General features: G+C 71.0%; 13 protein-coding genes and 4 pseudogenes. All 17 read left to right on the top strand.

Annotation, left to right across the window (positions count from 1 at the left end; all coding sequences use genetic code 11):
* Positions 1–24: 24 nt before the first annotated feature.
* Positions 25–568: pseudogene (locus tag ACILR4_RS26945) on the top strand (potassium-transporting ATPase subunit KdpA).
* Between the two features lie 16 nt (positions 569–584).
* Positions 585–2,617, top strand: a pseudogene (gene kdpB / locus ACILR4_RS26940) (potassium-transporting ATPase subunit KdpB).
* Positions 2,618–2,636: 19 nt separating this feature from the next.
* Positions 2,637–3,291 (top strand): annotated as a pseudogene (kdpC, locus tag ACILR4_RS26935) (potassium-transporting ATPase subunit KdpC).
* A gap of 31 nt (positions 3,292–3,322) precedes the next feature.
* The gene (gene kdpD / locus ACILR4_RS26930; RefSeq protein ID WP_395703983.1) at positions 3,323–6,037 is read left to right on the top strand and encodes a two-component system sensor histidine kinase KdpD; all 2,715 of its coding nucleotides are present in this window, start codon (positions 3,323–3,325) and stop codon (positions 6,035–6,037) included.
* A gap of 3 nt (positions 6,038–6,040) precedes the next feature.
* Entirely contained in the window at positions 6,041–6,733 is a 693-nt protein-coding gene (gene kdpE, locus ACILR4_RS26925) for a two-component system response regulator KdpE (protein WP_395703982.1), read from the top strand.
* A gap of 183 nt (positions 6,734–6,916) precedes the next feature.
* Entirely contained in the window at positions 6,917–9,229 is a 2,313-nt protein-coding gene (locus ACILR4_RS26920; RefSeq protein ID WP_395703981.1) for a TonB-dependent receptor plug domain-containing protein, read from the top strand.
* A 120-nt stretch (positions 9,230–9,349) separates the two neighbouring features.
* Positions 9,350–10,084 carry a GntR family transcriptional regulator gene (locus tag ACILR4_RS26915; RefSeq protein WP_395703980.1) on the top strand — a complete coding sequence of 245 codons (735 nt, stop codon included), beginning with the start codon at positions 9,350–9,352 and terminating at the stop codon, positions 10,082–10,084.
* A gap of 11 nt (positions 10,085–10,095) precedes the next feature.
* Positions 10,096–11,064 (top strand): tripartite tricarboxylate transporter substrate binding protein, encoded by a 969-nt coding sequence (locus ACILR4_RS26910; protein WP_395703979.1) that lies wholly within the window; start codon positions 10,096–10,098, stop codon positions 11,062–11,064.
* Positions 11,057–11,758, top strand: a pseudogene (locus ACILR4_RS26905) (amidohydrolase family protein); the annotation flags it as partial. The gene ACILR4_RS26910 and the pseudogene ACILR4_RS26905, both read left to right, overlap by 8 nt.
* A gap of 87 nt (positions 11,759–11,845) precedes the next feature.
* On the top strand, positions 11,846–12,838 hold the full coding sequence (locus ACILR4_RS26900) for a Bug family tripartite tricarboxylate transporter substrate binding protein (RefSeq protein WP_395703984.1): 993 nt from the start codon (positions 11,846–11,848) through the stop codon (positions 12,836–12,838).
* A gap of 136 nt (positions 12,839–12,974) precedes the next feature.
* Positions 12,975–13,697: a hypothetical protein gene (locus ACILR4_RS26895; RefSeq protein ID WP_395703978.1), complete on the top strand. Its 723-nt coding sequence runs from the start codon at positions 12,975–12,977 to the stop codon at positions 13,695–13,697.
* 106 nt (positions 13,698–13,803) lie between these two features.
* A complete protein-coding gene (locus tag ACILR4_RS26890; RefSeq protein WP_395703977.1) occupies positions 13,804–14,502 on the top strand; it encodes a Crp/Fnr family transcriptional regulator in 699 nt (232 codons plus the stop codon).
* A gap of 102 nt (positions 14,503–14,604) precedes the next feature.
* A complete protein-coding gene (locus ACILR4_RS26885; RefSeq protein ID WP_395703976.1) occupies positions 14,605–15,042 on the top strand; it encodes a c-type cytochrome in 438 nt (145 codons plus the stop codon).
* Positions 15,043–15,046: 4 nt separating this feature from the next.
* Positions 15,047–16,483 (top strand): cbb3-type cytochrome c oxidase subunit I, encoded by a 1,437-nt coding sequence (locus ACILR4_RS26880; protein WP_395703975.1) that lies wholly within the window; start codon positions 15,047–15,049, stop codon positions 16,481–16,483.
* A 19-nt stretch (positions 16,484–16,502) separates the two neighbouring features.
* The gene (locus ACILR4_RS26875; protein ID WP_395703974.1) at positions 16,503–17,324 is read left to right on the top strand and encodes a CbbQ/NirQ/NorQ/GpvN family protein; all 822 of its coding nucleotides are present in this window, start codon (positions 16,503–16,505) and stop codon (positions 17,322–17,324) included.
* A 1-nt stretch (position 17,325) separates the two neighbouring features.
* Positions 17,326–18,321 carry a 4Fe-4S binding protein gene (locus tag ACILR4_RS26870; RefSeq protein WP_395703973.1) on the top strand — a complete coding sequence of 332 codons (996 nt, stop codon included), beginning with the start codon at positions 17,326–17,328 and terminating at the stop codon, positions 18,319–18,321.
* Positions 18,321–20,156 (top strand): nitric oxide reductase activation protein NorD, encoded by a 1,836-nt coding sequence (locus ACILR4_RS26865; RefSeq protein ID WP_395703972.1) that lies wholly within the window; start codon positions 18,321–18,323, stop codon positions 20,154–20,156. The genes ACILR4_RS26870 and ACILR4_RS26865 overlap by 1 nt, the downstream gene beginning before the upstream one ends.

The following is a 20,156-nucleotide window of genomic DNA, read 5'->3' as shown; positions in this document are numbered from 1 at the left end:
CACCGGCACCGGCGGCGCTACGGCATGCTGGTGTTCGCGATCCTCGCGGTGTTCATCGCCGGGCTGATGATCGGCCGCACGCCCGAGTACCTGGGCAAGAAGATCGAGGCCTACGAGATGAAGATGAGCTCGATCGCCATCCTCGTCACGCCGCTGCTCGTGTTGCTGGGCACGGCCGTCGCGGTGATGGCCGATGCCGGCCGCCGGCACCGCCAGCCCTGGCGCGCATGGCTTCAGCGAGATCCTCTATGCGCTCACCTCGGCGGCCCCAACAACAACGGCAGCGCCTTTGCGGGCTTGTCGGCCAATACGCCGTTCTACAAGCGTGATGCTCGGCCTGGCGATGTGGTTCGGCCGCTTCGGCGTGATCGTGCCGGTGCTCGCGCTGGCCGGCTCGCTGGCCGCCAAGAAGCGCATTGCCGTCACCGGCGATGCGCACGGGCTGCTGTTCGACGTCTCGCTGCTGATCGGCGTGGTGCTGCTGGTGGAGAAGCTGCTGAACTACGTGCCCGCGCTGGCCCTGGGGCCGATGATCGAGCACCTGATGCTGTGGAAATGGCCATCATGACCCGCAAGACCTTTCATTGTTCGACCCGACGCTGGTCAAGCCGGCCATCGTCGACTCGTTCAAGCTCAGTCCCCGGGTGCAATGGCGCAACCCGGTGATGTTCGTCGTCTACGTCGGCAGCCTGCTGACCACCGCGCTGTGCGTGCAGGCCTTGCGGGCCAAGGCGAGGCACCGCCGGGATTCATCCTCGCCATCACGCTGTGGCTGTGGTTCTACGGTCCTGTTCGCGAACTTCGCCGATCGCTGGCCGAAGGGCGCAGCAAGGCGCAGGCGGCCTCGCTGCACAGCCTGAAGCGCAGACCTGGGCGAAGATGCTCGAGGAACCCAAGTACGACGCCAAATGGCATCCGATCGAGTCCACGTCTTTGCGCAGAACGTCATGTGGTGCTGGTGATGGCCGGCGATGTGATCCCGGCCGACGGCGACGTGATCGAAGGCGTGGCCTCGGTTGACGAGAGCGCCATCACCGGTGAATCCGCGCCGGTGATCCGCGCGGGCGACTTCTCGGCGGTGACCGGCGGCACGAAGATGTTCCGGCGGACTGGATCGTCGTGCGCGTCGCCGCGCGGGCGAGACCTTCGTCGACCGCATGATCGCGATGGTCGAAGGCGCCAAGCGGCAGAAGACACCGAACGAGATTGCGCTGACGATCCTGCTGGTGGCGCTGACCATCGTGTTCCTGGCCGTCACGGTCACCTTGCTGCCGTACTCGCTGTACAGCGTGGACGTCACCAAGGCCGGCCAGCCGGTGACGATCACCGTGCTCGTTGCGCTGCTGGTGTGCCTGATCCCGACGACGATTGCCGGGCTGCTGTCGGCCATCGGCGTCGCCGGCATGAGCCGCATGATGCAGGCCAACGTCATCGCCACCTCGGGCCGCGCAGTGGAGGCCGCCGGCGACGTGGACGTGCTGCTGCTGGACAAGACCGGCACCATCACGCTGGGCAACCGCCATGCCTCGCTGTTCCTGCCGGCGCCCGGTGTGAAGGAAGCCGATCTCGCCGACGCGGCGCAACTGGCCTCGCTGGCCGACGAGACGCCCGAAGGCCGCAGCATCGTCGTGCTGGCCAAGCAGAAGTTCAAGCTGCGCGAGCGCGACGTGCAGTCGCTGCAGGCGCAGTTCGTGCACTTCTCGGCGCAGACGCGCATGAGCGGCGTCGACCTGCCGGGCCGGCAGATCCGCAAGGGCGCGGCCGATGCCATCCGCAAGCAGGTGGAAAGCCTGGGCGGCAGCTTCCCGGCGGCGATGAACTCGGCAGTGGAAGAGGTGCGCGCCGCGGCAGCACGCCGCTGGTGGTGAGCGACGGGCTCAAGGTGCTCGGCGTCATCGAGCTGAAGGACATCGTCAAGGGCGGCATCAAGGAACGCTTTGCCGAGCTGCGCCGCATGGGCATCAAGACGGTGATGGTGACCGGCGACAACCGGCTCACCGCTGCGGCCATTGCCGCCGAGGCCGGTGTCGACGACTTCCTGGCCGAGGCCACGCCGGAGCAGAAGCTGGCGCTGATCCGCCAGCACCAGGCTGAAGGGCGCCTCGTGGCGATGACCGGCGACGGCACCAACGACGCGCCCGCGCTGGCCCAGGCCGACGTGGCGGTGGCGATGAACTCCGGCACCCAGGCCGCCAAGGAAGCCGGCAACATGGTGGACCTGGACAGCAACCCGACCAAATTGATCGAGGTGGTGGAAACCGGCAAGCAGATGCTGATGACGCGCGGCTCGCTGACCACCTTCTCGATCGCCAACGACATCGCGAAGTACTTCGCGATCATCCCGGCCGCCTTCGTCGGCACCTACCCGCAGCTGGGGGCGCTGAACCTGATGCGCCTGGCCAGCCCGGGCTCGGCGATTCTTTCGGCGGTGATCTTCAACGCGCTGATCATCGTGGCGCTGATCCCGTTGGCGCTGAAGGGCGTCCGCTATCGCCCATTGGGCGCGGCCACGCTGTTGCGCAAGAACCTGCTGGTCTATGGCCTGGGCGGGGTGATCGTGCCCTTCATCGGCATCAAGGCGATCGACCTGATCCTTGCCGCCACCGGCCTGGTCTGAACCGAGGCAGAGAACCATCATGAAGACATTGATCCGTCCCGCCCTGACGCTGTTCGTGCTGCTCAGCGTCGTCACCGGCATCGTCTACCCGCTGGCCGTCACCGGCATCGCCCGCGTGGCCTTCCCGCAGCAGGCTGCTGGCAGCCTGTTGCGCAATGCCAGCGGCCAGGCCGTCGGCTCGTCGTTGATCGGCCAGAACTTCAGTGACCCCGGCCACTTCTGGGGCCGGCCCTCGGCCACCTCGCCGATGCCTTACAACGCCGCCAACTCGTCGGGCTCGAACCAGGGCCCGCTGAACCCGGCCCTGGTGGACGCGGTGAAAGGCCGCGTCGAGGCGCTGAAGGCCGCCGACCCGGGCAATACGGCACCGGTGCCGGTGGACCTGGTCACCGCCTCGGCCAGCGGTCTCGATCCGCACCTGAGCCCGGCCGGCATCGAGTACCAGCTGCCGCGGGTCGCCCGCGCCGCGCGCTGGTGGCGCGCCACCGGCTGGGCCTGCCCAGGCGAGCCGCGCGCGCGTGCTGGCCCTGAACCTGCGCGCTGCGCTGGCGCCCGAGGCGCTGCGCGCGCTGGTGGCGCAGCACACCGAAGGCCGCACGCTGGGCCTGCTGGGCGAGCCGCGCGTCAACGTGCTGGCCCTGAACCTGGCGCTCGACGCGATGCGCCACCGCTGATGCGCCGCTATGCTGGCGCGGCGACACGCCCATGACCGACCAGCGCCCCGACCCCGACGAGCTGCTTGCCCGCCTGAAGCAGGAAGAGGCGCAGGCGCAGCGCGGCAAGCTGAAGATCTTCTTCGGCGCCTCGGCCGGCGTGGGCAAGACCTACGCGATGCTGTCGGCCGCACGGGCGCAGCGCGAGCAGGGCGTCGACGTGGTCATCGGCGTCATCGAAACGCATGGCCGCGCCGATACGCAGGCGATGCTGGCCGGCTTCGAGACCTTGCCGCTGAAGGAGGTCGGCTACCGCGGCCGCGTGCTGAAGGAGTTCGACCTCGACGGCACGCTCAAGCGCGCGCCGCGGCTGGTGCTGGTGGACGAGCTGGCGCATTCCAACGTCGCCGGCTCGCGCCATCCCAAGCGCTGGCAGGACGTGGAGGAACTGCTCGACGCCGGCATCGACGTGTGGTCCACCATCAACGTCCAGCACCTCGAGACGCTCAACGACGTGGTCAGCGGCATCACCGGCATCCGGGTGTGGGAGACGGTGCCCGACCGCGTGTTCGACGAGGCCGACGAGGTGGTCATCGTCGACCTGCCGCCGGACGACCTGCTGCAGCGCCTGAAGGAAGGCAAGGTCTACCTGCCGCAGCAGGCCGCCACCGCGGTGCGCAACTTCTTCCGCAAGGGCAACCTGATCGCGCTGCGCGAGCTGGCGCTGCGCCGCACCGCCGACCGCGTCGACGAGGAGATGCTGGACTACCGGCGTGCGCAATCGGGCGCACCGGTGTGGCAGACGCGCGAGGCGCTGCTGCTGTGCATCGGCCCCGACGAGCGATCGGAAAAGCTGGTGCGCGGCGCCGCGCGCCTGGCCGGGCAGCTGGACGTGCCCTGGCACTGCATCTGCGTGGAAACGCCGCAGCTGCAGCGCCTGCCCGAGGCGCAGCGCCAGCGCCTGAACCGCGCGCTGAACCTGGCGCAGGAATCGGGCGCCACTGTCGCCACGCCCAGCGGCAGTGCGCTGGCGGCCACCATCGTCAAGTACGCGCACGACCACAACCTATCGCGCATCGTGCTCGGCCGCGACACCGGCCGGCCTCCGCCGCGCTGGCGCAACACGCTGGCCGAGGCGGTGGGCGGCATGGGCCCGGACCTGGACGTGATGCAGATCGCGCTGCCCGCGCGCGAGCGTGCCGGCTGGCAGCCCTGGTGGCGGCGCGAGGCCGCGGCCGAAGGCGTGGCCGCTGCGCGACGCCCGGCTTGGCGGCCCTATGTCTGGAGCGCGGCGATCTGCGCCGGCGTCACGCTGCTGACGGCGCCGCTGGTCACGCGGCTCGATCTCGCCAACATCGTGATGGTGTTCCTGCTCGCCGTCGTGCTCACCGCGGTCTGGCTGGGGCGCGGGCCGGCGGTGCTGGCGGCCTTCCTGTCGGTGGGCGCCTTCGATTTCTTCTACGTGCCGCCGCGCTTCACCTTCAGCGTCAGCGACGCGCAGTACCTGCTGACCTTCGCGATCATGCTGGTCGTGGCGCTGGTGATCGGCCAGCTCACCGCGGGCCTGCGCTTCCAGGCCGACGTGGCCACGCAGCGCGAGGAACGCATGCGCGCGCTGTACGCGATGTCGCGCGAGCTTTCCGGTGCGCTGATGGCCGAGCAGGTGGCCGAGGTGGCTGCGCGCTTCATGCGCAGCGAGTTCGAGGCGCGTGCCGCGCTGCTGGTGGCCGATGTGGGCGACCGGCTGCTGCCCGCGGTGACGATACCCGGCGCACCGGCACCGGTGGGCGTGGACGGCGCCATCGCGCAATGGGCCTTCGACCATGCGGAGGCCGCGGGGCAGGGCACGCACACCCTGCCGGCCTCGACCATCCTGTACCTGCCGCTGAAGGCGCCGATGCGCATGCGCGGCGTGCTGGCCATCGAGCCGCAGCAGGCCGAGCGCCTGGCCGGCCCCGAGCAGCGCCGCGTGCTGGACACCTGCGCCTCGCTGCTGGCGATCTCGCTCGAGCGCATCCACTACGTCGAAGTGGCGCAGAGCACCACGGTGCAGATGGAATCCGAGCGTCTGCGCAATTCGCTGCTGGCGGCCATCTCGCACGATCTGCGCACCCCGCTCGCCGCGCTGGTGGGCATGGCCGACGAGATGGGCCTGAGCGCGCCGCCCGGCTCGCGCCAGGCCGAGATCGCGCAGGCCATGCGCGAGGCCTCGCGCCGCATGAACTCGCTGGTGGTGAACCTGCTGGACATGGCGCGGCTGCAATCGGGCCAGGTGGCGCTGAACCGCCAGTGGCTGCCGCTCGAAGAGGCGGTGGGCGGCGCCTTGCGCGCGCTCACCGGCAGCATCGACCCGCAGCGCGTGAAGGTGCAGCTGCCGGCCGAGCTGCCGCTGCTGCATGTGGACCCGGTGCTGTTCGAGCGCGTGCTGTGCAACCTGCTGGAGAACGCGGTGAAATACACGCCGGCCGGCAGCGCCATCGAGATCGGCGCGACGGTCGTCGACGACAGCGTGCGCATCGTCATCGACGACCACGGCCCCGGCCTGCCCAGGCACCGCGAGGAGGCCATCTTCCAGATGTTCGAGCGCGGCCGCAAGGAAAGCGCCACGCCCGGCGTCGGCCTGGGCCTGGCGATCTGCCGTGCCATCGTGGAGGCGCACGGCGGCCATATCCGCGGCGAGACGCGGCCAAGCGGCGGCGCACGTTTCATGATCGAGCTGCCGCGCGGCGAGCCGCCGGCGATCGACGAACCCGGCGAGGAGGCCTGAGCGATGAACGACCCGCACCTGCGCATCCTGGTCGTCGAGGACGAACCCGAGCTGCGCCGCTTCGAGCGCATGACGCTCGAGCGCGAGGGTTTCGAGGTCTACGAGGCCGAATCGCTGCAGCGTGGCCTGATCGAGGCCGGCACGCGCCGGCCCGACCTGCTGGTGCTGGACCTCGGGCTGCCGGACGGCGATGGCGTCGAGCTGGTGCGCTCGCTGCGCGGCTGGTCCGACATCCCGGTCATCGTGGTTTCCGCGCGCACCGACGAGGCCGACAAGATCGAGGCGCTCGATGCCGGCGCCGACGACTACCTGATCAAGCCCTTCGGCGTGGGCGAACTGCTGGCCCGCGTGCGCGCGCACCTGCGCCGCCGCGCGATGGCGCCACGCAGTGCAAGCTCGCTGCTGGCCTTCGGCGAGGTGCAGGTGGACCTGGCGCGCCGCACGGTGGAACGCGCCGGCGCGCCGCTGCACCTGACACCCATCGAGTACCGCCTGCTCACCCACCTGGCCGCGCACCCGCACTGCGTGCTGACGCACCGCCAGCTGCTGCGCGCGGTGTGGGGCCCGAACCATGGCGAAGACACGCACTACCTGCGCGTCTACATGGGTCAGCTGCGCAAGAAGATCGAGGCCGACCCGGCGCAGCCGCAGCACCTGGTCACGGAGACCGGCATCGGCTACCGCTTCGTGCCTTGATGCGGCGGGGCAAAGGGACTGTGGCGGCATTAGCACATGCCGATGCCGATGTTGGCCCACGGGCTGCGGCTGGTTTAGGCTCACTGGTTCGGCGCTGCAAAGGCGCCTGCCACTAACGCCCAAGCACAACAGCCCATGACGACGCGCCCCGCCACTTCGCCCACCCTCCGCCGCCTTCCTCTCTTGCTGCTGACGGCCCTGGCCGCCGATGCACTGGCGCAGTCCGCTGCGCCGGACACCGTCGTCGTCACCGGCACCCGGGCACGCGACCGCACGGTGATCACCTCGACCGCGCCGATCGACGTGCTGACGGCCGAGGACCTGCAGCGCGCCGCCGGCAACAGCGGCGACCTGGCGCTGGCCCTGCAGACCCTGCTGCCCTCGTTCAACTTCCCGCGCCAGAGCAACAGCAGCGGTGCCGACCATGTGCGGCCGGCGCAGCTGCGCGGCCTGTCGCCCGACCAGGTGCTGGTGCTGGTGAACGGCAAGCGCCGCCACACCGCCGCGGTGGTGAACCTGGACTCGAAGATCGGCAAGGGCACCAATCCGGTGGACCTGAACGCGATCCCGCTGAATGCGGTGCAGCGCATCGAGGTGCTGCGCGACGGCGCCGGCGCGCAGTACGGTTCGGACGCGATCGCCGGCGTCATCAACATCGTGCTCGAAGGCAGCGGCAGCGGCAGCGTGCTGGAAGCCGGCACCGGCGCCTTCCATACGAAGTTCGAGCCCACCGGCCAGCACATCACCGACGGCCAGAACCTCGACCTGCGCGCCAAGAGCGGCGTGGCCCTGAACGGCGGCGCGCTGCGCTTCGGCGTGGAGCTGGGCACGCGCAAGGCCACCAACCGTGCCGGCCTGGACCAGGTGCCGTTCTTCGAAGACCAGACGCCCGCCAACCTGGCGTTGCAGGGCCAGCGCAACTACGCCGCCGGCGAGCCCGCGGTGGACGCGCTGAACCTGTGGGCCAACGGCAGCCGGGCGCTGGGCGGCACGCACACCGCCTATGCCTTTGCCACGCTGAACCGGCGCAACAGCGTCGGCAGCGCGTTCTTCCGCTACCCCGACGGCAGCGCGAACGTGAAGTCGATCTACCCGCAGGGCTTCCGGCCCGAGACCACCGGCCGCAACACCGACCTGCAGCTGGTCGGCGGGGTGCGCGGCAACCTGGATGCCGACTGGTCCTACGACGCCAGCCTGAACTTCGGCGGCAACCGCTTCGACTACGGCCTGCGCCATTCGCTGAACGCCTCCCTGGGCCCGGCCAGCCCGACGAGCTTCGATCTCGGCCGCTTCGCCTTCGACCAGACCAGTGCCAACCTGGACCTGACGCGCGAGCTGCGCCTGCCGGGTATCGCCGCGCCCTGGACCCTGGCGCTGGGCGGCGAGCTGCGGCGCGACCAGTTCCGCACGCGCGCCGGCGACCCGGCCTCGTATGCCGCGGGCGACGCCGGGGGCAGTGCCGGTGCCCAGGCCGGCCCGGGGCTGCAGCCGGTGGATGCGGTGAGCCTGGGCCGCACGCTGGCGGGCGTGTATGCCGACTTCGGCGGCGCACTGCTGCCCGGCCTGGACACCAACGCCGCGCTGCGCTGGGACCACAGCAGTGACTTCGGCGGCGCCGGCACCGGCAAGCTCTCGGCCCGCTGGGCGATGGCGCCGGGCGTCGCGCTGCGCGGCGCGGCGTCCACCAACTACCGCGCGCCCTCGCTGGCCCAGCGCGGCTTCTCGTTCACCGTCAGCGATTTCGGTGAAGGCGGGCAGCTGACGCAGGTGCGCCTGCTGCCGGTGGAGCACCCGATCGCGCGCGAACTGGGTGCGCGCGACCTGAAGGCCGAGACCTCGCGCAACCTGAGCGCCGGCTTCACCTGGCAGCCCGCGAAGCAGACCACGCTGACGATCGATGCCTACCGCATCGACATCGACGACCGCATCACCTTGTCGCAGCGCTTCTCGCGCGGCGACGACAGCTTCAACTTCTTCACCAACGCGATCGACACCCGCACCCGCGGTGTCGACCTGGTGGCCAACCATGTGCAGCGCGTCGGCGCCGGCGAACTGCAGCTGAGCCTGGCCTCTTCGTTCACCCGCACGCGCATCCGCCGGCTCGACCCCGGCGCCGGCGTCGGGCTCGAAGAGGTCAACACGCTCACCGATGCCGCGCCGCGCCAGCGCCATGTGCTCTCGGCCACCTGGCACGAAGGCCGCTTCACCGGCCTGCTGCGCGCCACGCGCCACGGCAGCACCACGCGGGTGTTCGACTTCGGCGACGGCTTCGTGCCCACCCAGACCTATGCGCCGGTGTGGCAGTTCGACCTCGAGGCCGAATGGCAGCTGACGCCCGCGCTCAGCATGGCGATCGGCGGCGTCAACATCGGCGACCGCTACCCGACGCGCTCGATCGACGACATCAGCTACTTCGGCAACTTCCCCTACGACGTGCTGTCGCCGATCGGCTTCAACGGCGCGGCGTACTACGCCCGGCTGCGCTACGCGTTCTGACACGCCGCGGCGGGGAGGGCACTGCAGGCCTTTCCCGCGGCGCTCTCCCGGCGCTATACTGGCGGCCAGCGTAGTCCTCTAGAGGACTAAAAATCTGAATCACTCGCCTGCGTCACCCGCATGTCCGACCCTGCCGCCCCTGTCCAGCCCGCGCCCGGTCAAAGCCGCTACGGCGCGCTGGCGGCCGCGCTGCAGCGGCGCATCGTCGCCGGCGAATGGCCGCCGGGCACGGCACTGCCGGCCGAGACCACGCTGGCCGGCGAGCATGGCGTGGCGCTGGGCACCTTGCGCCAGGCGCTGCAGCTGCTGGCCGACCAGGGGCTGATCGAGCGGCGGCATGGCCGCGGCACCTATGTCCGCAGCGGCCTCGCCGGCGCGCCGATGCTGCGCTTCTTCCGCTTCGGCAGCGGGGCCGAGACGCCGGCTTCGCGCATCCTGTCGCGGCAGACGGTGCCGGCGCCGGCCGAGGCCGCGCGGCGGCTCGGCATCGGCCGCGGCGAGCCGGTGCTGCGCCTGCAGCGCCTGCGCTCGCTGGGCGGCACGCCCTGCCTGCTGGAAGACATCTGGCTGCCGCTGCCGCTGTTCGAGGCCCTGGCCGAGGGCGACGTGGCGCCGTGGGGCGACCTGCTGTACCCGCTGTTTGCCGAGCGTTGCGGCGTGCACGTCACCCGCGCGGTCGACGAGATCGGCTTCGGCCGTCTGGGCGCGGCACAGGCCCGGTCGCTGAAGCTCCAGGCCGGCCACCCCTGCGCCGTCGTCACCCGCCAGGCCTACGACCTGGCAGGCCGCTGCGTCGAGCTGCGCACGAGCCGTGGCGACGCCAACGCCTTCCACTACACCGTGACCATCACCTGAGGCACATCCAAATGGCTAGCATTCAAATGACGCGTCGCCAGTTCGCGGCGTCCACTGCCGCCGCGCTGGCGCTGCCGGCCCGCAGTGCCGAGATCGCCGGCGGCAAGCCCATCACGCTGATGGTGTCCTATCCGGCCGGCGGCGGGGCGGACGTGATGGCACGCCTGATCCAGCCGCGCCTGGCCGAGGCGCTGGGCCAGACCGTGGTGGTCGAGAACAAGCCCGGCGCCAGCGGCACCATCGCGGCTGGTCAGGTGGCGCACGGGCCTGCCGATGGCAGCCTGCTGCTGCTGGATGCCTCTTCGTACGCGGTGAACCCGGCGCTGTTCCCGAAGCTGCCCTACGACCCCGACACCGCGTTCGCGCCGCTGGCGGTGCTGGCGCAGTTCCCGAACGTGCTGGTGTGCACGCCCAGCTTCGAGGCCCGGTCGGTGGCCGACGTGCTGCGCCTGGCGCGGGCCAGGCCGGGCGGCTTGAGCTATGCCTCGTCCGGCAATGGCTCGGCGCAGCACCTGGCCGGCGCGCTGTTCGAGCAGCTGGCCAAGGTGCAGCTCACGCACGTGCCCTACCGCGGCGGCGGCCCCGCACTGAACGACGTGATGGGCGGCCAGGTGCCGCTGTTCTTCGCCAATGTGGCGTCGTCGCTGGGTCACATCCAGTCGGGCCGGCTGCGACCGCTGGCGGTGACGGCCGCGGTGCGCTGCCGCGCCTTGCCCGAGGTGCCGACCATGGCCGAGGCCGGCGTCAAGGGGCACGAGGTGCTGGAATGGAACCCGGTGCTGGCCCCGGCCGGCGTGCCGGCGCCGGTGCGCGAGAGGCTGGCCGCCGCGCTGCGCCGTGCGATGGCCGACCCCGAGGTGCTGGGCCGCGTGCGGGTGCTGGGCGGCGACGTGTTCAGTGGCGACCCCGCAGCGTTCCTGAAGGCCCAGCGCCAGCTGTGGGCCCGCGTGATCAAGGAGCGGGGCATCACCCGTGAGTGAACTGCCGCCGGGCTGGGACTGCCATGTGCATGTGTTCGACGCCGGCCTGCCGCCGCGCGCCGGGCACTACCGTCCTGTGCACCGGCCGCTGGCGATGATCGAGGCCGAAGCCGCCACGCTGGGCTGCGGCCACCTGGTGCTGGTGCAGCCCAGCGTCTACGGCGCCGACAACACGCTGCTGCTGCAGGCACTGCGCGCGCAGCCCGGCCGGCACCGTGGCGTGGTGGTGCTGGACGAGGCGACGCTGGCCGACGTTGCGGCGCTCGACGCGATGCACGCGGCCGGCGTGCGCGGCGCGCGGCTGAACTGCGTGTCACCGGTGGGCGAGGGCGGGTGGGACCTGCCGGCGCGCTTCAAGCAGCTGGCGCCGCAGCTCAGGCCACGCGGCTGGCACCTGCAGTGGTATGCGCGGCCGGAACAGCTGCCCGAGATCGCCGCGCTGCATGCACAGCCTGGCGCGCCGGTGGCCGTGCTCGACCACCTGGCCGGCCTGACGCCCGACCTGCCGCCCGATCACGAGGCCTGGCATGCGCTGGCCAGGCTGGCCGGGCAGGGCGCCTGGCTCAAGCTCTCGGGCTGGTACCGGTTACGCGCGGTCGAGCCCTACGCGGCGCTGCTACCCCTGATCCGGCGCGCGGCCGGGCTGTTCGGCGAGCACCTGGTCTGGGGCTCGGACTGGCCGCACACGAGTTTCAAGGACGATCAGATTCCGCGTTATGCTGCGCGCGCGCTGGCCCGCGATCTACCGTTGACCCTGCAACCCCTGCCACTGGAGACAAGCATGACCGTACCCACCCTGAACCGCCGCCACCTGCTGGGCGCCGGCGCCACCCTGGCCACCACCGCGCTGTGGCCGCGCCTGGGCGCGGCACAGGCCGCCTGGCCGAGCAAGGCGGTGCGCTTCGTCGTGCCCTTCGCGCCCGGCGGCAGTTCGGAGATCGTGGCCCGTGCCACCGCCGCCGAGCTGACCAAGCTGCTGGGCCAGAGCGTCTTCGTCGACAACAAGCCCGGCGGCGCCGGCAACGTGGCGATGCAGGAGGTGGCGCGCATCGACGACCAGCACACGCTGATCCTGGGCCACATCGGCACGCTGGCGGTCAACCCGTACATCTTCGACAAGCTGCCCTACGACCCCAACAAGGACTTCAAGCCGATCTCGCTGCTGGCCAAGGTGCCCAGCCTGTACGTGGTGCGGCCCGACCTGGGCGTGAAGGACCTGAAGGAATTCGTCGCGATGGCCCGCGCCAAGCCCGGCGCCCTGAGCTACGGCTCGGCCGGCAACGGCAGTGCCGGGCACCTGGCGATGGAGTACCTGAAGATGGCCAGCAACACCTTCATCCTGCACGTGCCCTACCGCGGCACCGGCCCGCAGTTGACCGACCTGATGGGCGGCCGGCTGGACGCCGCCGCGGTCGGCGCGCCGGCGGTGCTGCAGTTCATCAAGACCGGCAAGCTGCGCTGCATTGCCACCGGCACCCCGCAGCGCCTGCCGCAGCTGCCCGACGTGCCCACCGTGGCCGAGCAGGGCTTCCCCGGCTTCGAGATGACGCAGTGGTACGGCCTGCTGGCGCCGTCGAACTTCGCGCCGGCCCATGCCGAGAAGCTGGCCGCCGCCGCGGCGAAGGCGGTGAAGGAACCGGCCGCGCTGAAGTCGCTGGAAGCCGATGCCGCGCAGGCTGTGGGCAGCACGCCGGCCGATTTCGCGCGCTTCATCCAGCTCGAGCAGCAGCGCTGGAAGCCGGTGATCGCGCGCGCGAAGATCAAGCCCGATTGAGCGGCCGGCCGTGGCCGCAGCCGGCCTGACTTTCGTCAGGTGACCATCGTTCGACCGCAGGATGCCGGCGCGCCGACCGCTGCCTACAGTGCCGGGGGTGTGCCCGGGCTGCCGGGCGCCAGGTTGGAGCACTGCCATGCAATTCGGTCGCATCCCGGGCACCTGGTCGGTGGTGTCGTTCGCCTCGGCCGCGGCGGCCTTGCCTTTGGGCACGGCCACGGCGCCGGACGAGGACCCGGACCTGCCGCTGGGGCAGCCGCTGTCGCGCACCGCGCTGCACCGGTCGGCGCAGATGAACCTGCAGTTCGACCCGGCGCGCAGCCACCAGCTCTGGACCGATGCGCCGCGCATCTGGTTTGCCCAGTGCTGCCGCATCGTCGCCGATGGCCGGGTGGTGAAGCCCGGACGCTTCTCGCGCCAGTGGGCCTACCGCGACGCGTTCACGCTGGACAACGGCATGTTCCTCGACGTCGAGGTGCAGGATCACCCCTACTACCCCTTCACCAACCCCGGCCGCTGGGAACGCCGTGTCGACGCACCGCCCATCAGCGAAGTGGCCGTGATGTCCGACGCGCCGCAGATCGGCAGCACCGAGCCGATCATGTTCCACCCGCAGCGCCACCCGCAGGGCTTCAAGACGGTGACCTTCACGCTGCACACCTTCGCCCTCTCGCGCGGGGCGCCGGAAGAGCATCGCTGGCTGGAGGGGGCGGTGTGGGAATGGAAGACCACCGCGGCCGAGTTCGACAGCGGGCAGCCGGGGCAGGTGCGCCTGGTGGTGCTGAACGTGCCCACGGCCACGCTCGACCTGCGGGCCGCCTTCGCGCGGTACCTGGCCGTCACCGGCCAGCGGCCGTGAAAGCCCTGGGCCCGCGACGGGTTTGATCCCTGATCAAACGCAAACGCCGGCCCGGCGGAGCCGGCCAGAATGCGCCGCTCGAATCCCGCACGGAGGGTGCGTGCCGATGGAACCCCGCCAATTCGATGTACCGCGCTACCTGTCGGTGCTGCCGCTGTTCAACGAGATGAGTCCCGGCGAGCTCGAACGCCTGGCGCAGGGCTGCCAGCTGCGCCGGCTGGCGCGCGGCGAGATGGTGTTCCACGTCGGCCAGCCGTGCGAGGAGTTCCACGTCACGGTGATCGGGCAGGTCAAGCTGTTCGCGCTGTCCCCTGCGGGCCAGGAGAAGGTGATCGAGCTGATCGGGCCCGGCAACAGCTTTGCCGAGGCGCTGATGTTCACCGGCAAGCCCTACATCGTGAACGCGCAGGCGCTGACCGATTCGCTGCTGCTCACCGTCAGGAAGCAGGCGGTGCTGCAGGAGATCGAACTCGACCCGCGCTTCTCGCTGCGCATGCTGGCCGGCATCTCGCGCCGGCTGCATGGCCTGGTGCACGACGTGCAGGCCTACTCGCTGCACAGCGGCCTGCAGCGCGTCATCGGCTACCTGCTGCGCGACCAGGACGGCGAGGAAGGCGCGACAGCGGCGCCGGTCACCGTGTCGCTGCCGGTCAGCAAGGCCACCATCGCCTCGCGGCTGTCGCTGACGCCCGAGTACTTCTCGCGCGTGTTGCACGAACTCGAAGGCGCGGGTTTGATCCAGATCGACAAGCGCGACATCCGCATCCCGGACGCGCAACGCCTGGCCGCTTACCAGCCGCAATAGCGCCGGCCGCACCGGCGCGGGATTTCTTGAACCGGTTCAAGGAACAAGCCCGAGCAAATCCGTAGGCTTCTTCGTGTTCACAACCACGAAGAGGAGGCCGGCGTGAGCACAGGCACTTCGCGCGGGTTCACCAAGCAGGCGGCCCGCAACATCTTCTACGGCGGCGCGCTGTTCTTCGCGCTGCTGTTCATCGTGCTGGTCACCGACAGCAGCCGGCAGATCCCGCAACGATCCAACCAGGCGGCACTGACCCCGGCGGTGGTGCGCGGCAAGGCGCTGTGGGAGACGCGCAACTGCATCGGCTGCCACACGCTGCTGGGCGAAGGTGCGTACTTCGCGCCCGAGCTGGGCAATGTCTACCAGCGGCGCGGGCCGGACTTCATCAAGGGCTGGATCAAGGCCCAGCCCACCAATGCGCCGGGCCGCCGCCAGATGCCGCAGTTCAACTTCACCGACCAGCAGCTGGACGACCTGGTCGAGTTCCTGAAGTGGAGCAATGGCATCAACACCGAAAAGTGGCCGCCCAATATCGAAGGCTGAAGTCATGCAAACCACCACCTTGAAATACGCCTCGCAGCGGGTCGCGAAGTTCTACTTCGTCGCCGCGCTGGGGCTCTTCGTCGGCCAGATCGTGTTCGGGCTCGGGCTGGGCCTGCAGTACGTGATGGGCGACTTCCTGTTCCCGTACATCCCGTTCAACCAGGCGCGGATGGTGCACACCAACCTGCTGATCGTGTGGCTGCTGTTCGGCTTCATGGGCGCGGCCTACTACCTGGTGCCGGAAGAAGCCGAGACCGAGCTGTGGAGCCCGAAGCTCGCGCTGGCGCTGTTCTGGATCTTCCTGGTGGCCGGGGCGCTGACGATCGTCGGCTACCTGGTCGTGCCCTATGCCAAGCTGGCCGAACTGACCGGCAACGAGCTGCTGCAGACCATGGGGCGCGAGTTCCTCGAGCAGCCGCTGCCCACCAAGCTGGGCATCGTGGTCGTCGCGCTGGGCTTCCTGCTGAACATCGTGATGACGGTGCTCAAGGGCCGCAAGACCAGCATCACGCTGGTGCTGCTGATGGGCCTGGCCGGGCTGGCGCTGCTGTTCCTGTTCAGCTTCTACAACCCGCACAACCTGGTGCAGGACAAGATGGCCTGGTGGTGGGTGGTGCACCTGTGGGTCGAAGGCGTGTGGGAACTGATCCTCGCCGCGCTGCTGGCCTTCGTGCTGATCAAGACCACCGGCGTCGACCGCGAGGTGATCGACAAGTGGATGTACGTGATCATCGCGATGGCGCTGATCACCGGCATCCTCGGCACCGGCCACCACTACTACTTCATCGGCCTGCCGGCCTACTGGGGCTGGATCGGCAGCGTGTTCTCGGCGCTGGAACCGATCCCGTTCTTCATGATGACGGTGTTCGCCTTCAACATGGTGCAGCGCCGCCGGCGCGAACATCCGAACCAGGCCGCGGTGCTGTGGGCGGTGGGCACCTCGGTGATGGGCTTCCTCGGCGCGGGCCTGTGGGGCTTCATCCACACGCTGCAGCCGGTCAACTACTACACCCACGGCACGCAGATCACCGCGGCGCACGGCCACCTGGCCTTCTACGGCGCCTACGTGATGGTGGTCATCACGATCATCAGCTACGCGATGCCCACGCTGCGCGGCCGCCTGGCCAACAGCCGGCGCGCGCAGGCGGTGGAGATGTGGTCGTTCTGGCTGATGACCATCGCGATGGGCGTGATGGTGCTGGCCCTCACCGGCGCTGGCATCCTGCAGGTGTGGCTGCAGCGCCTGCCCACCAGCAACGCGATGGGCTTCATGGCCACGCAGGACCAGCTGAGCTTCTTCTACTGGGTGCGCATCGGCGGCGGCGTGGGCTTCCTGGTCGGCCTGCTGACCTACCTGAGCAGCTTCTTCGTCGGCGCAGGCGCGGAGGAGGCGCAGGATGTCGGCGGCAGCGTGCTGGCCAGCCCGGCGCAGCGCGCGTGAAGGCAGAGGGAGCAGCCTGATGGACATGGCCAGCGTGCAGCATGTGGCTGTGCCGCCGTTCTACGCGGCGCAAGGGCAGGAATGCGCACTGTTCGAGCATGCCGCGCGCCAGTGCCTGCCGCTGCTGATCAAGGGCCCCACCGGCTGCGGCAAGACGCGCTTCGTCGAGCACATGGCCGCGCGGCTGCAACGCCCGCTGGTCACGGTGAGCTGCCATGACGACCTGAGCGCGGCCGACCTGGTCGGCCGCCACCTCATCGTCGGCGGCGACACCGTGTGGTGCGACGGCCCGCTGACCCGCGCGGTGCGCGAAGGCGCCATCCTCTACCTCGACGAGGTGGTGGAAGCGCGCAAGGACACCACCGTCGTGCTGCACCCGCTGGCCGACGACCGCCGCACACTGCACATCGAACGCAGCGGCGAGACGCTGGTGGCCCCGCCCGGCTTCATGCTGGTGGTGTCGTACAACCCGGGCTACCAGAACCTGCTGAAGAGCCTGAAGCCCAGCACGCGGCAGCGCTTCGTCGCACTGGCGCTGGGCTATCCGGCGGCGGAGATCGAGGCCGGCATCGTCGCCACCGAAGGCGGCGTGCCGCCAGCGGTGGCTGAGCAGCTGGTGCGGCTGGGCCAGGCGCTGCGCCGGCTGACCGAGCAGGACCTCGAGGAAACCGCCAGCACCCGGCTGCTGGTGATGGCCGCGCGCCTGGTGGCCTCCGGCCTGGATCTGCAAGCCGCCGCGCAGGCCGCGATCGTCGACGCGCTCACCGACGATGCGGACACCGCTGCGGCGCTGGCCGAAGTGGTGAGTGCCGCACTTGGCCATGGCCAGCCGCGCCGCTAACTTGCAAACCACGCGTCTGCAGCGCCGCCGGCGCCTGTTCCAGCTCGGCTTCTTCGCGCTGTTCCTGCTCGCGCCTGCTCTGAACCTGCTGCGCTTCGACCTGCACGAAAGCCAGCTCTGGGTGCTGGGCCAGCGCTGGAGCCTGGGCATCGGCGAGCTGATCGCCGGCCGCGCCAGCGCCGCCGAGACCGCGCGCACGATGCTGCTGCGCGGCTTCCTGCCCGCCCTCGTGCTGGTGGCCGGCTTCCTGGCCGTGGCCTGGCGCTGGGGTCGGCTGTACTGCGGCTGGCTGTGCCCGCATTTCTCGATGGTCGAGCTGATCAACGGCCTGCTGCAGCGCGCCGCTGCGCGCCTGAGCCTGTGGGACCGCGAGCGCACGCCGCGCGCCGACGGCCGCGGCCCCGATGCGCGCTGGTGGCCGGCCTTTGCCGCTGCCTGCGTGATCGGCGGCTTCGTCTGGTCGATCACCTTGCTGAGCTACCTGCTGCCGCCGGCCGAGGTCTGGAGCGGCCTGTTGCACGCGTCGATGACGCCGGGCCCCGCGCGCTTCCTGTTCATCGCCTGGGCCGTCTTCGCGCTCGAGTTCGCGTTCGCGCGGCACCTGTTCTGCCGCTTCGGCTGCGCGGTGGGCCTGTTCCAGAGCCTGGCCTGGATGGCCAACCCGAAGGCGATGGTGGTGAGCTTCGAGCGCCCGCGCGCGCGCGACTGCCGCGACTGCACGCCGGCGCCCGGTTCGGCCTGCGACGCCGCCTGTCCGATGCGGCTGCGCCCGCGCGAGATCAAGCGCCGCATGTTCTCCTGCGTGCAGTGCGGGCAGTGCCTGCAGGCCTGCGAACACTCGCAGGCGGCGCAGCAGCGCGCGCCGCTGCTGCAGTGGCAGGTGGGCGCCGACGCGCTGCGCGAAACGCTGCGCCAGCGCGGCAGCATCACGCTGGGCACCGCGCGTGCGGTGCCGCCCGAGGCGGGCTGCGCCGACCGCGCAGCGGAGGCCGGCTGATGGAAGAGCGCGTCGGCCTGTGGTGGCACCAGCTCGTCACGCGGGCGGCCGACCGTTCGCATGCCGAGGCCGCGGTGGACCTGGCGCAGGTGCAGCGCGCCATCGGCCTGCTGTACCGCGCCGCCGGCGGTCTGCCGGGGCTGCGCATCGGCAGCGCGAGCGAAGCGGCCATCGGCGGGCCGCGCAGCTGGCTGCAACGCATCGCCGGCAGCGGCCGGCGCGCGGCCGGCGCCGAGCTGGACGAACGCGTACTGGCGCTGCCGCCGCGCCTGGCGGTGTTCGACCGCGTCGAACTCAACCGCGACCTCTACCTGTGGCTGGCCGCGCTGGCTGCGTGTTATCGGCCGCAGCAGGGCTGGCTGGCCGACAACCGTGCCGCCACCGAACGTGCGCTGGCGCACTGGCCCGGCCTGCGGCAGCGCCATGCGGCGCTGCTGCAGGCCCAGCTGGCGGCGCGGCCGGGGTTGCCGAGCCTGCGGGGCGCGGCACGCGCTGCCGAGCAGGCCGTGCAGGCGGCATTGAACGGCCGGCCCGCCGGGCCCGACGGCGACGCGCCGGGGCCGCGCGACGTGGCGCCGGTCTGGCTGTGGCTGCAGGCCACGGCCGGGGCCGAAGCGGCGGCCGCAGCGCGCGCCGAAGCCACCGGCGAGCGCCGCGCCGCGACCGGCCCGGCCGGGCAGGGCGCCGACACCCGGCGCCGCCGCGCCGAGACCGTGGCCGCCATGCGCGAAGGCGCGCCCTTCATGCTGTTCTTCCGTGCCGAATCGCTGCTGAGCTGGTCGGAGCTGGTGCGCGTGAACCGCGCCGAGGACGACAGCGACGATGGCGCCGCGCAGGACGCGGCCGACGACATGGACCGCCTGGCCGTGGCACCCGACGGCCAGCGCTGCGCTTCGCGCGTGCGCTTCGACCTCGACCTGCCCAGCGCGGCGGCCGACGACCTGCCGCTGGGCGACGGCCAGCGCCTGCCGGAGTGGGACTGCCGCGCGCAGCGCCTGCTGCCTGAACACTGCGCGGTGCAGACCTTCGTCGCCCGCGACAGCAGCCCCTTCGTGCCCGACGCCGCGCTGCGCCGCACGGCCCGCGCGGTGCGCCGCCGCTTCGAGCTGCTGCGCGCGGCGCCGCACTGGCGCCGCGGCGAGACCGACGGCGAGGCGCTGGACCTCGACGCCTGGGTGCGCCACCGCACGGCCGCGGGTGCCGACGGGCGCAGCGCCGCGCCGGCCGTGTTCGCCCGCCGCGAGACCGGCGAGCGCAGCCTCGCCACGCTGCTGCTGGCCGATCTGTCGCAGTCGACCGATGCCCATGTCGACGACCAGCGCCGCGTGATCGACGTGATCCGCGATGCGCTGCACGTCTTCGGCGAGGCACTCTCGGCCACCGGCGACGCCTTCGAGATGCTCGGCTTCAGCTCGGTGCGGCGCCAGCATGTGCGCATCCAGCATCTGAAGGGTTTCGACGAGCGCTGGGCCGCGCCGGCACGGCAGCGGGTCGGCGCGGTGAAGCCCGGCTTCTATACCCGGATGGGCGCGGCCATCCGCCACGCCACCGGCCGCCTGGCCGAGCGTCCCGAACGACAGCGCCTGCTGCTGCTGCTGACCGACGGCAAGCCCAACGACCTGGACGTCTACGAGGGCCGCTACGGCCTGGAAGACACCCGCCACGCCGTGGCCGAGGCCCGCGCCGCCGGCATCCAGCCCTTCTGCGTGACCATCGACGACCGCGCGCAGGACTACCTGCCGCACCTGTTCGGCCCGCGCGGCTACGTGCGCGTGCAGCGGCCGCAGCAGCTGCCGGAGAAGCTGGCGCGGGTGTACGCCACGCTGGCGCGCTGA

This window comes from Aquabacterium sp., from assembly GCF_044226965.1.
GTDB lineage: Bacteria > Pseudomonadota > Gammaproteobacteria > Burkholderiales > Burkholderiaceae_C > Pseudaquabacterium.
The sequence above is the reverse complement of the archived record's forward strand: the minus strand, read 5'-3'. Positions and strand labels throughout refer to the sequence as shown.